The organism is Anaerovibrio sp. (assembly GCF_051866355.1).
Classification (GTDB): Bacteria; Bacillota; Negativicutes; order Selenomonadales; family Selenomonadaceae; genus Anaerovibrio.
Map to the genome: position 1 here is coordinate 6878 of NZ_JBJDWZ010000047.1, position 13403 is coordinate 20280.

At 53.6% G+C, this 13403-nt stretch carries 12 protein-coding genes; 11 read left to right on the forward strand and 1 reads right to left on the reverse strand.

What is annotated here, in order from left to right; genetic code table 11:
- The 8 genes from ACI3UA_RS02670 to feoB all read left to right on the forward strand — a co-directional run.
- Positions 1 to 422: ACT domain-containing protein (locus tag ACI3UA_RS02670; RefSeq protein WP_439723286.1), on the forward strand; the 422-nt coding region annotated here is incomplete at its 5' end.
- Positions 423 to 487: 65 nt separating this feature from the next.
- Entirely contained in the window at positions 488 to 1519 is a 1032-nt protein-coding gene (gene aroF / locus ACI3UA_RS02675) for a 3-deoxy-7-phosphoheptulonate synthase (protein ID WP_439723287.1), read from the forward strand.
- A gap of 33 nt (positions 1520 to 1552) precedes the next feature.
- Entirely contained in the window at positions 1553 to 2779 is a 1227-nt protein-coding gene (locus ACI3UA_RS02680) for a hybrid sensor histidine kinase/response regulator (protein ID WP_439723288.1), read from the forward strand.
- Between the two features lie 317 nt (positions 2780 to 3096).
- On the forward strand, positions 3097 to 4002 hold the full coding sequence (nadA, locus tag ACI3UA_RS02685) for a quinolinate synthase NadA (protein ID WP_439723289.1): 906 nt from the start codon (positions 3097 to 3099) through the stop codon (positions 4000 to 4002).
- A gap of 47 nt (positions 4003 to 4049) precedes the next feature.
- The gene (locus ACI3UA_RS02690; RefSeq protein WP_439723290.1) at positions 4050 to 5222 is read left to right on the forward strand and encodes an L-aspartate oxidase; all 1173 of its coding nucleotides are present in this window, start codon (positions 4050 to 4052) and stop codon (positions 5220 to 5222) included.
- A gap of 34 nt (positions 5223 to 5256) precedes the next feature.
- On the forward strand, positions 5257 to 6114 hold the full coding sequence (gene nadC / locus ACI3UA_RS02695) for a carboxylating nicotinate-nucleotide diphosphorylase (protein WP_439723291.1): 858 nt from the start codon (positions 5257 to 5259) through the stop codon (positions 6112 to 6114).
- A 3-nt stretch (positions 6115 to 6117) separates the two neighbouring features.
- The gene (locus ACI3UA_RS02700; protein ID WP_439723292.1) at positions 6118 to 6654 is read left to right on the forward strand and encodes a transcription repressor NadR; all 537 of its coding nucleotides are present in this window, start codon (positions 6118 to 6120) and stop codon (positions 6652 to 6654) included.
- A gap of 403 nt (positions 6655 to 7057) precedes the next feature.
- The gene (gene feoB, locus ACI3UA_RS02705) at positions 7058 to 9406 is read left to right on the forward strand and encodes a ferrous iron transport protein B (RefSeq protein ID WP_439723293.1); all 2349 of its coding nucleotides are present in this window, start codon (positions 7058 to 7060) and stop codon (positions 9404 to 9406) included.
- Positions 9407 to 9537: 131 nt separating this feature from the next.
- On the opposite strand, the gene clpX is transcribed toward feoB, so the two are convergent.
- Positions 9538 to 10824, reverse strand: a complete 1287-nt coding sequence (clpX, locus tag ACI3UA_RS02710; protein ID WP_439723294.1) for an ATP-dependent Clp protease ATP-binding subunit ClpX — start codon at positions 10822 to 10824, stop codon at positions 9538 to 9540.
- A 279-nt stretch (positions 10825 to 11103) separates the two neighbouring features.
- Here clpX and rpmE point away from each other — a divergent pair, with 279 nt between their 5' ends.
- The 3 genes from rpmE to prfA form a co-directional block, all read left to right on the forward strand.
- Positions 11104 to 11301, forward strand: coding sequence for a 50S ribosomal protein L31 (gene rpmE, locus ACI3UA_RS02715; protein WP_154406780.1), 198 nt, complete (start codon positions 11104 to 11106; stop codon positions 11299 to 11301).
- 126 nt (positions 11302 to 11427) lie between these two features.
- Positions 11428 to 12330, forward strand: a complete 903-nt coding sequence (locus tag ACI3UA_RS02720; protein WP_439723295.1) for a DUF1385 domain-containing protein — start codon at positions 11428 to 11430, stop codon at positions 12328 to 12330.
- A gap of 33 nt (positions 12331 to 12363) precedes the next feature.
- The coding region (gene prfA, locus ACI3UA_RS02725) for a peptide chain release factor 1 (RefSeq protein WP_439723296.1) at positions 12364 to 13403 on the forward strand (1040 nt) is incomplete at its 3' end.

Genomic DNA, 13403 nt, shown 5'->3' on the forward strand with positions numbered 1-13403 from the left:
GGGCGGCTATCTGCACCAGGCGGGGCGGCGAGCTGAACGGCCTTGAGCTGGTGGCCTCCAATATCGAGGACAGGGACAATAACTGCACCCGGTTTTATCAGCTGGTAAGCACGGACAAGCGGGCCAAGCTGGAAGAGGACTACGGCAGGGCGGAAAAGTCCCTGCTTATCTGCCAGATTGACGGCAAGGATGCCGGGCGGCTGTGCGAGATACTCATGGAGCTGGCCACCCGCGACGTGAACCTGACGAGGATTGAGTCACGTCCCGCCCGAACAGGACTGGGGGAGTACATCTTCTTCCTCGATGTGGAGATACCGAGGCGGCTGGAAAATCTGGAGGGCGCACTGCAGGGCATCCGCAGAAAGAGCATCTGGCTCCGGCAGCCGGGAGAGTTTCCCGTGATTATGGCTGCGAATAATTAATATATGCATTTTATATGCAAGGAATGGAGCCTGCCGCGGCAGGCTACGATAGAAAGGGGATTTTTATGGTTGTTATTATGCATCCTGATGCAAGTGCAGAGAGTATAAAGGAAGTTATTGAGGCAGTGCAGGAGCTGGGCCTGACTGCCAAGGTCATGGAGGGCGAGTCCCAGAAGATTGTGGGCGTTATCGGTGACAAGGCCAAGATGTGCTGTCTGAACGTGGAGTCCTTCAAGGGCGTGGAGAAGACAGTAAACATTTCCAAGAGCTATAAGCTGGTAAGCCGCGAGTTCCATCCGCAGCCGACCGTGATTGATGTGGACGGCATCAAGATTGGCGATGGCAGTCTGGTGGTTATGGCAGGCCCTTGTGCCGTTGAGTCCAAGGAGCAGCTTCTGGAAGCGGCGCAGATTGCCAAGGCCGGCGGCGCCCAGTTTATCCGCGGCGGCGCCTACAAGCCGAGGACTTCCCCGTATTCCTTCCAGGGTCTGGAAGAGCTGGGCCTGAAGTATCTGGCGGCTGCCCGTGAGGCCACCGGCCTGAAGGTTGTAACCGAGGTTACAGAGGTGGATGCTGTGCCGGTAGTTGCCGAGTATGCAGATGTGCTGCAGATTGGCGCCCGCAACATGCAGAATTTCCGCCTGCTGAAGGAGGTTGGCCGCATTGACAAGCCTGTTATGCTGAAGCGCGGCTTGTCCGCTACCCTGGATGAGTGGCTGAATGCGGCAGAGTATATCATGAGCGAGGGCAACAGCAAGGTTATTTTCTGTGAGCGCGGTATCCGTACCTATGAAACCTATACCAGAAATACCCTTGACCTGAGTGCCGTGGCCGCTATCAAGCATCTTTCCCATCTGCCGATTGTGGTGGACCCTAGCCATGGTACCGGCAAGTGGCGCATGGTCAAGCCGATGAGCTTTGCGGCTGTGGCTGCCGGTGCGGACGGACTGATTATCGAGATGCATCCAAATCCTGCCAAGGCCCTGTCCGACGGCCCTCAGTCCCTGACACCTGAAAGCTATGGCGATCTGATGCAGGATGTGCTGAAGCTGTCCAAGTTTATGCACGAGTCCGGCATCAAGCCGCAGGAAATCTGATATGCTGATATTTTTATAAGGTGGCCTGACATCATGGAAGATAAAAATCCAAAGGCAAGAAACCAATTTAATACTGATATTGATGAACAGCGGCGGATTGATGAGCTCTGGCGGAATATCGACTGCCGCAAGCTGCTGGCCCATGTGAGCCATGATTTGCGTTCGCCCCTCAACAATGTGCTGGGGCTGACGGAGCTGGCGAGGAACAAGTCGGATGACAGGGAGTACGTGGAGTATTGTCTGGAGAAAATTGATGCTTCGGCGCATTTTCTGATGGATATGCTGACGGATGTGCTGTACATTATCCGGCTGGATGCAGGGGACAATATACAGCGCAAGAGCAGCGTTGATCTGAAGGAGCTTTTTGAGTCCCTCAGCGACAGCGCCAGAGCGATGGCCTATGAGAAGCGGCTCAACTTTTTTGCGCATTTTGATGACAAGATTGTGCCGCTGGTGCAGACTGACGGCAGCCGTGTCCGTCAGGTGCTGCAGAATCTCCTTTCCAATGCGGTGAAGTTTACGCCGCGCTTTGGCAGGGTGGACTTTGTGGCAGAACAGCTGGCGGCTGATGCTGATAAGGTGCATATCAGGTTTACGGTGAAGGATACCGGCGTAGGGATTGCCGATGAAATGAAGGATAATATCTTTCTGCCCCTGACCAAGGAATACAGCGGCAGTACCAATGTGTATGGCGGCTCCGGGCTGGGGCTGGCAATCTGCAAGCAGGTGGTTGACCGTCTGGGCGGCACGCTGGATTTTACCAGCAGCAAGGGCTACGGTTCCGAGTTCAGGGTGTGCCTTGATTTTGAACTTGATAAGGAGGCCGTGAGGAAGAAGGCTGATAAGCCGGCGCAGGCGGCGGATTTTTCCGGTAAATATGTGCTTTTGGCAGAGGACAATCATATCAACTGCGAGATTGTCAAGAGATTGCTGACGCGCCGCGGACTGACGGTGGAAACGGCGGAGAACGGTCAGGCGGCCCTGAACAAGTACATGATGAATGCGCCGCGGACATACGACCTGATTCTCATGGATGTGAGAATGCCGTATATGGATGGCTTGAAGGCGGCTCGCATGATAAGGGCCTCCGGCAAGTCAGATGCCAAGACGATTCCGATTATGGCCATGACCGCCAATGCTTATGATGAGGATATTCAGCGGTCCATGGAGGCCGGCATGAATGCTCATCTTGTGAAGCCGGTGGAGCCAAGTGAGCTTTATCGGGCGGTGCAGAGGGCATTGAATGGCGAACTGCAATAGGCATTGCAGATACGGATAATATGTGTAAACGGGCAGGTACAGGTCTGATACATCAGGCTCTGTGCCTGCTTTTTTGCGTCCGTTTTCTGTGCTGTTCTGCCTCCGTTATTTAAATATGTGCAGTTTTTCTGTATGCTGTTTTTTTATGCGTGCCGTTTTCAGGCCTGCTGTTTTTCTGCCTGTCCGATGCTGTTTACAGAAAAAGTTTATATGTGTCTTGTCACATGCAGGATGAAGTGCTATACTGTTCCTTGTATTTTATGTGTGTATGCGTATTTTATTTTGTGCCGCCTGAGTGCGGCGGAAATGGGGACGAGATGACTATTCAGGAAGAAATAAGGAATTTGAAGGCGGAGAAGGATGCTGTTATTCTGGCACACTATTATGTGGCGCCGGAGGTGCAGGAGCTGGCAGACTACGTGGGAGATTCATTTTACCTGAGCAAGGTGGCGGCAGGGCTTGACTGCAAGGTGCTGGTATTCTGCGGCGTTTCCTTTATGGGGGAGAGTGCCTGCCTTTTGAGCCCTGACAAAGAGGTGCTGATGCCTGACATGGCGGCGGACTGCCCGATGGCCCACATGGTGACGGAGGAACAGGTGCTGAAACATCGGGGCCATTACGATGATTTGGCGGTGGTGTGCTATATTAATTCCACGGCGGAAATCAAGTCCTGGTCCGATGTCTGCGTGACCTCCGCCAATGCGGTGGATATTGTGCGCAGGCTGCCGCAGAAGAATATTTTATTTATTCCTGATAAAAATCTGGGCCGGTATGTGGCAGAAAAGGTGCCGGAGAAAAATGTCATGCTGGTCAATGGCTTCTGCCCGGTGCATCAGGACATGCTGGCGGAGGAGCTTGCGGCCTTGAAGGAGGCTCATCCGGAGGCGGCCGTCTGCGTGCATCCTGAGTGCAATGAAGCCGTCACTGCCATGGCTGATTATGTAGGCTCCACCTCGGGGATTATTAAATTTGCTTCGGAAAGCAAGGGGCAGGAGTTTATTGTCGGCACGGAGGCAGGCGTCCTCTATAAGCTGCAGGCGGAAAATCCTGACAAGAAATTTTATTTTGCCAGGACTACCCCTATCTGCCGTGACATGAAGCTGGTTACGCTGGAAAAGGTGCTGGCAGTGCTGAAAGAGGGCGGCAACAGGGCATCTGTACCGGAGAAATTGGCGGAAAAGGCCAAAAGGCCGCTGGAACGGATGCTGGCACTGGCGAAATAATGAAAAATATGCTGTCAAAGGATATTGCGCAAGGAGACGGATGGTTCATGGAAAATGAAATAAATGTTGATGTGGTAATTGCCGGTACAGGCGTGGCAGGCCTTTTTACAGCCCTGCACCTGCCTGCGGACAAAAAGGTGCTGATGATTTGCAAGGAGGATATGGAAAGCTGTGACTCCATGCTGGCACAGGGCGGTATCTGCGTCCTGAAGGATGCGGATGATTACGACGCCTTTTTTGAGGATACCATGCGGGCGGGGCATTATGAAAACCGCAAGGAAAGCGTGGACATCATGATACGGTCCAGCAGAAATGTGATTGACCAGCTGCTGGAGCTGGGTGTAAGATTTAATAAAAACGAGGACGGCAGTCTGATGTACACCCGTGAAGGAGCGCATTCCCAGCCGCGCATCTGCTTTCATGAGGATGTGACCGGCAAGGAGATTACAGAAACCCTGCAGCGTCATGTAAAGGCCCTGCCCAATGTGGAAATCAGGGAGTACACCGTCATGCAGGATATTCTGCTGAAGGACGGCTGCTGTGCCGGGCTGGTGGCCAAGGACAGCTCCGGCAATATACTGAACATCCACGCCGGTGATACGGTGCTGGCTACCGGCGGCATCGGCGGGCTTTATGAGCATTCCACCAATTTTCCCAGCCTGACAGGGGATGCCCTTGAAGTGGCGAAGGAGCATGATGTGGAGCTGGAGCATCTTGATTATGTGCAGATACATCCTACCAGCCTCTATACGGAGCACGAGGGCAGGAGCTTTTTGATTTCCGAGTCTGCCAGAGGCGAAGGGGCGATTTTGCTGAATGGCAGGGGAGAGCGTTTTACGGACGAGCTGCAGCCGAGGGATGTGGTTTCCAAGGCGATTCAGGCGGAAATGGAAAAGGAGGGCAGCCGCCATGTGTGGCTTTCCTTTGAAAATGTGCCGAAGGAGGTTATTTTGGAGCATTTTCCGAATATTTACCGCACCTGCCTTGAGGAAGGCTATGATATTACCAAGGAGCCGATACCGGTAGTGCCGGCACAGCATTATTTTATGGGCGGTATCCATGTGGATTCTGATTCACGGACTACTATGGAGCATCTGTATGCGGTGGGGGAGACCAGCTGTAACGGCGTGCATGGCAGGAACCGCCTTGCCAGCAACAGCCTTTTGGAGAGTTTGGTTTTTGCCCAGCGGGCCGCGGAGCGTATTGCGCAGATTGATTGAGATACCTTTATTAAAGGAAGGAAAGGACAGAGAAATGAACGATATTACAATGCTTTTGGCGGCTGACAAATTTATCCGTCTGGCTCTGGAGGAGGATATAAACAGCGAGGATGTTACCACCAATTCCGTCATGCCGGAGTACAAAAAGGGACAGGTGGAGCTGATTTGCAAGGAGGATGGCGTGATTGCCGGCCTGCGCGTTTTTGAGCGGGTGTTTAAGCTGCTGGACGCAGATACCGAAGTATATTTTGATGTGAAGGATGGCGATCGCGTAAAGAAGGGACAGCACATGGCAACCGTCGTGGGGGATATCCGCGTACTGCTGTCAGGTGAGCGCACAGCCTTGAATTATTTGCAGAGGATGAGCGGCATTGCTACCTATACCAGCAAGGTGGCAAAGCTTCTGGAAGGTACGAAAACCACCCTGCTGGACACCAGAAAAACCACCCCATGCATGAGAATTTTTGAAAAATATGCCGTAACAGTTGGCGGCGGGGCAAATCATCGCTATAATTTATCTGACGGGGTTCTTTTGAAGGACAATCACATTGATGCGGCCGGAGGGGTAAAGGCGGCCGTGCTGGCGGCCAAGGCCTATGCGCCGTTTGTCCGCAGGATTGAGGTGGAAACCGAAACTCTGGCGCAGGTGCAGGAAGCGCTGGAAGCAGGTGCGGACATCATCATGCTGGACAACATGACGCCTGAGCTGATGGCGGAGGCAGTCAAGCTGATTGATGGCAGGGCAAGGACGGAGTGTTCCGGCAATATTACCAGGGAGAATATCGAAAAGATTACGGCTATAGGTGTGGACTATGTGTCCAGCGGCGCCCTGACCCACTCGGCGCCAATTCTGGACATCAGCCTGAAGCATCTGAAAGCATTGGAGGAATAAGCTATGATGAGCGGAGCAGAACGCAGAAAGAAAATATTGGAGATGATGCGCGAGGCCTCTGCTCCGCTTTCCGGCGGGGCGTTGGGCAAGGCCACCGGCGTCAGCCGTCAGGTGGTGGTGCAGGATATTGCCCTGCTTCGCACCGAGGGAAAGCCTATCCTGGCTACGGCCAGAGGCTATATTCTCGACCAGCCGAAGCACGCGGTAAGGCGCTTCAAGACCTTTCATACCACGGAGCGGACGGAGGAGGAGCTTACCCTGATTGTGGATTTGGGGGGCTGTGTGCTGGATGTGATGGTCAATCATCGCGTGTACGGCAAGATTTCAGCGCCTCTTAATATCAAGAACCGCCGGGAGGTACAGCGTTTTATGGAAAACCTGCGCACCGGCAAGTCAACGCCGTTGCTGAATGTTACCTCCGGATATCATTTTCACAATGTGTCTGCCGACAGCGAGGAAATCCTTGATGAGATTGAGGCGGCCTTGAAGGAAAATAATTTTCTCAGCGAAGTTCTCCCATACGAAATAGAAGCTATCTGAGGCATGGCTCATAGCCCCGGACAGCTTCTTGATGGTATCGATAATCTATATAGTTTTTAGTATAATACTCTTTGGCAAGAGGTATACCTATGCGGTAGGCGGCAAATCCTGCCCCTGAAAGGGGGCGTTGCTTATGACTCTGTACGATTTTTTGTCACTGGTCTTTCTGGTGGCGATTTGTATTGTAGCCATCAAAGCATAAGAAAACCGCCTAAATGCTTGCAGGCGTAGGCGGTTTCTTTGAAATAACCTATAGTCTTGGGGCTGCCGTCTATCGGTATGCCTCTTGCTTTTATTATAAACGAGATAGGGAAATTTTGCAAGATTTACTCCTGCCGGTCTTGTCAGGCATGGTATAATGGGTTATACAAATAAATGCAGGTATATGGTGCAGGGGGATTGTATGTTTTTAGATGAATTGAAGGCCGGGGAGCGGGGACGGATTTTGTCGGTAGGCGGCGAGGGTGCGCTCCGCCAGCATTTTCTTGACATGGGCGTGGTGCCGGGCTCAAGAATTACGCTGGTGAAGTTTGCGCCGCTGGGGGATCCGATTGAGTTCCGCATTCATGATTATGAGCTGACGCTGCGGGTGGATGACGCCAGAAAAATCAGCATCGAGAAGATAGAGCCGGAGCAGGAGCTGGCGGAAAAGCCCAGGGCCCACAAGGCGAGAAGCCACCATCCGGGGCTGGGGGAGGACGGCAGGTATCATGTGAAGCAAGGGGAGAATCCTCTGCCTGACGACCAGGTGCTGACCTTTGCCCTGGCCGGGAACCAGAACTGCGGCAAGACTACGCTTTTCAACCAGCTGACCGGCTCCAACCAGCATGTAGGCAATTTTCCGGGGGTTACGGTGGACCAGAAAAGCGGCAGTATCCGCGGTCACAAGCTGACAAGGATTACGGATTTGCCGGGGATTTATTCCATGTCGCCCTATACCGAGGAAGAGATTGTTTCCCGGCAGTTTATTCTCAGGGAACAGCCTACGGGCATCATCAATATTGTGGATGCCACGAATATTGAGCGCAATCTGTACCTGACCCTGCAGCTGATTGAGCTGAACAGGCCGATGGTGCTGGCGCTGAACATGATGGATGAGCTGACGGAAAACGGCGGCTCCGTGGATATTAATGCCATGGAATCCATTCTTGGCATTCCCGTGGTGCCAATTTCCGCCGTCAGGGGCGAGGGCATTGAGGAGCTGGTACAGCATGCCCTGCATGTGGCCCATTATCAGGAAACGCCGGGGCGCATGGATTTCTGCGACGCGGAAAGCCGCGGGGGTGCGTTGCACCGCTGTCTGCACGGCATTATGCACCTGATTGAGGACCATGCCGCCAAAGCGGCCATCCCGGTGCGCTTTGCGGCAACCAAAATCGTGGAAGGGGATAAGAGGATTGTCGAGGCCCTGCGGCTGGACCTGAACGAGCGGGATATGATTGAGCATATCATCTGCCAGATGGAGCGGGAAGGGGGGCTGGACAGGGCGGCGGCCATTGCGGATATGCGCTTCTCCTTCATCAAACAGCTGGCGAGGCGCTCTGTCAGGAAGGCTAAGGAGAGCCGCCAGCATGAAAGGAGCCGCCGCATTGACAAGGTGCTGACGGGCAGGTATCTGGCCATCCCTTCCTTTGTGGCTATCATGAGCCTGGTGTTTTTCCTGACCTTCAACGTGGTGGGGGCATTTCTGCAGGATGTGATGGCGGCCGGCATTGAGGTATTGCAGGAGCGGACGGATGAGGCGCTGGCTGTACTGGAAGTCAATGAAGCCTTGCGCTCGCTGGTGATTGACGGCGTATTTACCGGCGTGGGCACGGTGCTTTCCTTTTTGCCTATTGTGGTGACGCTGTTTTTCTTCCTGTCACTGCTGGAGGATACAGGCTATATGGCGCGGATTGCCTTTGTGATGGACAAGTGGCTGAGGAAAATCGGCCTTTCCGGCCGGAGCATTGTGCCTCTTTTGATTGGCTTTGGCTGCAGCGTGCCGGCGATTATGGCTACCCGCACCCTGCCTTCCAAGCGTGACCGCCGCATGACGATTTTGCTGACGCCTTTTATGAGCTGTTCGGCCAAACTGCCGATTTATGCCTTCTTTATTGCGGCGTTTTTCGGGGAGTATGGCGCCCTGCCCATGATTTTGCTGTACTTCGGGGGCATCCTGATGGGGATTCTGGCGGCATATCTTGGCAAGGTGACGAAGTTCAAGGGGGAGGCGGTGCCTTTTGTGATGGAACTGCCCAACTACCGCATGCCGGGAATGCGGAATGTCATGCAGCTTCTGTGGGAAAAGGCCAGGGATTTTCTGGAAAGGGCCTTCACGGTTATCTTCGTGGCGTGTGTCGTAATCTGGTTTTTGCAGACCTTTGATTTCCGCCTCGACATGGTGGAAAATTCCTCTGACAGCATGCTGGCGTCAATCGCCGGGCTGATTGCTCCTGTCTTTGCCCCTCTGGGCTTCGGGGATTGGCGGGTTTCCACCGCCCTGATTTCCGGCTTCATGGCAAAGGAAAGCGTGGTATCAACCCTGGGCGTGCTCTTCGGCACGGCTTCCCTGTCAGAGGGAGTGCTGACGCCCCTTTCGGCGGCTTCCCTTCTGACCTTCTGCCTGCTGTACACTCCGTGCGTAGCGGCTGTTACCGCGGTCAAGCGGGAGCTGGGCGCAGGCTGGGCCTTGTGGGTGGTGGTCTTCCAGTGCCTCGTGGCGTGGCTGGCGGCGTTTTTGGTGCACGGCATCGGCCTGCTGTTGCTGTAGCATGCAAAGTGAACAGGCAAGCATTGTGAAAAACGTACAATGCGCATGAAATAAAAAGGCTGATGCCCGCGTAAAAGGGCATCAGCTTTTTTGGTATTTTTTATGTAATTTCCGCGTAAAAAATGGGGAAATCAGATTTCCTCTATGGCAGGCGCTGTGTGGTTGTTGATGCAGTCCTCGGTAATGGTTACGCGGCGCGGTGCATCGGAGCGGGGAATATCAAACATGATATCCAGCATGGTGTCCTCGATGATGCCCTTCAGGGAGCGGGCGCCGGTCTTTCTTTCGATGGCCTTCTTGGCTACGGCGCGGAGGGCGGCCTCATCAAATTCCAGGTCGACCTTGTCCATCTCCATCAGCTTCTTGTACTGCTTGACAGGGGCGTTGCGCGGCTCGGTGAGGATGCGCAGCAGGGCGTCCTCGTCAAGTGTTTCCAAAGTGCAGATAACAGGCAGGCGGCCGATGATTTCCGGAATGATGCCGAATTTCATCAAATCCTCCGGCGTTACCTGATGGATGAGCTGGTTGTATTCAGGCTTTTCGCTCTGTCCCTCGATTTTTGCGCCGAAGCCGATGTTGGAGTCGGTTTTTTTCAGCCTCTTGGCGATGATTTTCTCAATGCCTACAAAGGCTCCGCCTACGATAAAGAGAATATTCTTGGTGTTGACCTTGATGGTCGGCGCCTCCGGGTGCTTGCGCTGGCCTCTGGCGGTGAACTCCACCTCGTTGCCCTCCAGCATTTTCAGAAGGGCCTGCTGTACGCCCTCATGGCCCGGATCAGCCGTGATGGTGTTGTTCTCACCGGACTTGCGGGCAATCTTGTCGAACTCATCAAGATAGATGATGCCGTGCTCGCAACGGCTGACGTCCTTGTTGGCGGCGTAGTAAAGGTTGCGGACTGCCACCTCCACGTCGGAGCCGACAAAGCCGGCCTCGGTCAGGCTGGAAGCATCGGTAACGGCAAAGGGGATATCCAGCCGCTTGGCCAGATGTGACAGAAGGGCGGTCTTGCCACAGCCGGAAGGCCCCATGATGATGACGTTGGACTTCTCGATTTCGTCCAGCTCGTCATCCTTGTGGTCAAAGCCATACTTCATGCGCTTGTAGTGGTTATAGATTGCCACGGACAGGATTTTTTTTGCCCTGTCCTGATTGATGATGTACTGGTCAAGGTAATCCTTTACCAGATGGGGCTTGATATTTGCCATTTCCTGGTCGATATTGGCAGCGGTTTCCACCTTCTGCTGGTCCTGCTCATCTGCCTCATGGGCCTCAATGGCATGATAAATATCCTTGATGCAGTGGGCGCAGATGGCAAAATCGGAGCGCGGGTCATAAATAGGCAGATCGTACTGCGATTTTGGCACAATGCGGCGCTTGCAGAAGCTGCACTGGATAGCTGGTTCGTTTTTTGACATAATCTGATCCTCTCTATAAGAATTTATTTTCAGCCAAACAATTTGAGTATATTTCTACCTTATATATTATGGTGTATATGCGTTAAATTTTCAAGATATTTTTCTAATAATCTGTTGCGCCTGTGAGGTGGCTATGATATAATATCACAAGTCGGATTTTCAGATCCGCGAAGTTGATTATTTCGGCTTTGCCCCATTGAGGGAAGCTAAGTCGGACCAAGTCTTCGCAGAGAGGACTTGTAATACTCCCAATAATGGGGAAAAGCGAGGTGTATATAGATGCAGAACGGTATTCATCCAGAGTATTTCGAGGCAAAGGTTGTCTGCGGCTGCGGCAATACCTTTACTACCGGCTCCACCAAGGCTGAGCTGAGAGTTGATGTTTGCTCCAAGTGCCATCCTTTCTTCACCGGCCGTCAGCGTGATATCGCAGCTGGTGGACGTATCGAGAAGTTCAACAAGCGTTACGCAAAATAAGAACTGGAGAGCAGGGCAGATGTCCTGCTCTTTTTTACTATACGGATATACATATTTTGCGGAATAATGTGGTATGGAAATCCTTTATTGTGCTTTTTAATGAGATGAGAAAGGTTTATATAGATTATGGAAGAAAAGAAAATTACGATTGGCGGTCAGGCCGTTATTGAAGGTGTTATGATGCGCGGGCCGGAGCTGGTGGCAACGGCGGTCAGAAATCCCCAGGGGCGCATTGAGATGGAGGTAAAGCCTGTCAACTCCATCGCAGCCCGGTATCCGATTTTCAAGAAGCCTATGCTGCGGGGCTGTGTGTCACTGTTTGAATCACTGGTGATGGGCATCCGCTCCCTGGGCTACTCTGCCCAGATGGCGGGAGAAGAGGACGAACAGCTGACGGACAAGGAGCTGGCAGGCACGATGATTTTTGCCTTTGCTCTGGCGGCGGTGCTGTTTATTGCCATTCCTACGGGGGCGGCAAAGCTGTTTCATTTTATTACGGAGGACCCTGTATTTTTGAATTTAATGGAAGGCGTGCTGCGGCTGGCGATTTTCATGGCGTATATTTTTGCTATTTCCCGCATGAAGGACATTCAGAGGGTGTTCCAGTATCATGGGGCGGAGCATAAGACCATCGCCTGCTTTGAGGCGGGGGAGGCCCTGACGGTGGAGAACGTGGCGCGGCATACGCGGCTTCATAAGAGATGCGGCACGTCGTTTTTGCTGATTGTCATGCTGGTGAGCATTTTTGTCTTTGCCTTTCTGGGCTGGCCGGATCTGGTGGAGAGGATTGCCAGCAGGATTATCCTTCTGCCGGTGGTGGCAGGGATTTCCTACGAGCTTATCCGCTTTTCCGCCAATTCGGATAACTGCCTGCTGGGCTGGGCGGTGAAGCCGGGGCTGTGGCTGCAGAAGCTGACCACGAGGGAGCCGGAGCCGGAGATGATTGAGGTGGCCATCGAGTCCGCCAAGGCGGTACTGCCGGAGGATAAAATCCCGGCAGGGACAGGCTCTTACATGCAGGATGCTTAAAATGGCTGATGGACAAGGGGAAGAGATATGAACATGATTGATAAATTGCAGGCTGTGGAGGACAAGTTTCTGGAGCTGGAGTCCCTTATCAGCGACCCGTCCGTGCTGGCGGATATGCCGAGGTGGCAGAAGTACAGCAGGGAGCATGCGGGGCTGGAGCCTATAGTAGCTGCCTATCGGGAATACAAGGCGGTGTGTCAGGCTATTGAGGACAGCAAGGCAATGCTGGATGAGGGCATCGAGGATGATGAGTTCCGTCACATGGTGGAAGAGGAGCTGGCAGAGCAGAGAAGCCGCAAGGCGGAGCTGGACAATGAGCTGCCGATTCTGCTTTTGCCGCGGGACCCTAACGATGATAAAAATGTGATTGTGGAAATACGCGGCGGCGTAGGCGGCGAGGAAGCGGCACTTTTTGCGGGGGACCTTTTCCGCATGTACAGCCGTTATGCCGAGAGCCAGGGGTGGCGCGTCAGCATTCTGGACTCCAACCCGACGGAGATTGGCGGCTTTAAGGAAATTTCCTTTGCCGTAGAGGGCAACGGTGCCTACAGCAAGCTGAAATATGAGAGCGGCACTCATCGCGTCCAGCGTGTGCCTGTTACCGAGTCCGGCGGCCGTATCCATACCTCGGCGGTGACGGTGGCTGTACTGCCGGAGGCTGATGAGGTGGATGTGGACATCAAGGCGGAGGAGCTGCGCATTGATACCTATCGTGCCGGTGGCGCCGGCGGCCAGTACGTCAACAAGACCGAATCCGCCATTCGCATTACCCACCTGCCTACAGGTATTGTGGTGCAGTGTCAGGACGAGAAGTCCCAGCTGAAAAACAAGGAAAAAGCCATGCGCGTGCTTCGGGCGAGGGTCTTGGAGCAGGCTCAGCAGCAGCAGGCAGATGCCATTGCCGCCGACAGAAAGAGCCAGGTGGGCTCCGGTGACCGCAGTGAGCGCATCCGTACCTACAATTTCCCGCAGGGCAGGGTGACGGATCACCGCATCGGCCTGACACTGCACAAGCTGGACTTTGTGCTGAACGGGCAGCTGGATGAGCTTTTGAACGGGCTGATTACTGCCGA

Coding starts and splice junctions, on each gene's coding strand:
- aroF (WP_439723287.1), top strand. CDS start 488: ATGGTTGTTATTATGCATCCTGATGCAAGTGCAGAGAGTATAAAGGAA.
- ACI3UA_RS02680 (WP_439723288.1), top strand. CDS start 1,553: ATGGAAGATAAAAATCCAAAGGCAAGAAACCAATTTAATACTGATATT.
- nadA (WP_439723289.1), top strand. CDS start 3,097: ATGACTATTCAGGAAGAAATAAGGAATTTGAAGGCGGAGAAGGATGCT.
- ACI3UA_RS02690 (WP_439723290.1), top strand. CDS start 4,050: ATGGAAAATGAAATAAATGTTGATGTGGTAATTGCCGGTACAGGCGTG.
- nadC (WP_439723291.1), top strand. CDS start 5,257: ATGAACGATATTACAATGCTTTTGGCGGCTGACAAATTTATCCGTCTG.
- ACI3UA_RS02700 (WP_439723292.1), top strand. CDS start 6,118: ATGATGAGCGGAGCAGAACGCAGAAAGAAAATATTGGAGATGATGCGC.
- feoB (WP_439723293.1), top strand. CDS start 7,058: ATGTTTTTAGATGAATTGAAGGCCGGGGAGCGGGGACGGATTTTGTCG.
- clpX (WP_439723294.1), bottom strand. CDS start 10,824: ATGTCAAAAAACGAACCAGCTATCCAGTGCAGCTTCTGCAAGCGCCGC.
- rpmE (WP_154406780.1), top strand. CDS start 11,104: ATGCAGAACGGTATTCATCCAGAGTATTTCGAGGCAAAGGTTGTCTGC.
- ACI3UA_RS02720 (WP_439723295.1), top strand. CDS start 11,428: ATGGAAGAAAAGAAAATTACGATTGGCGGTCAGGCCGTTATTGAAGGT.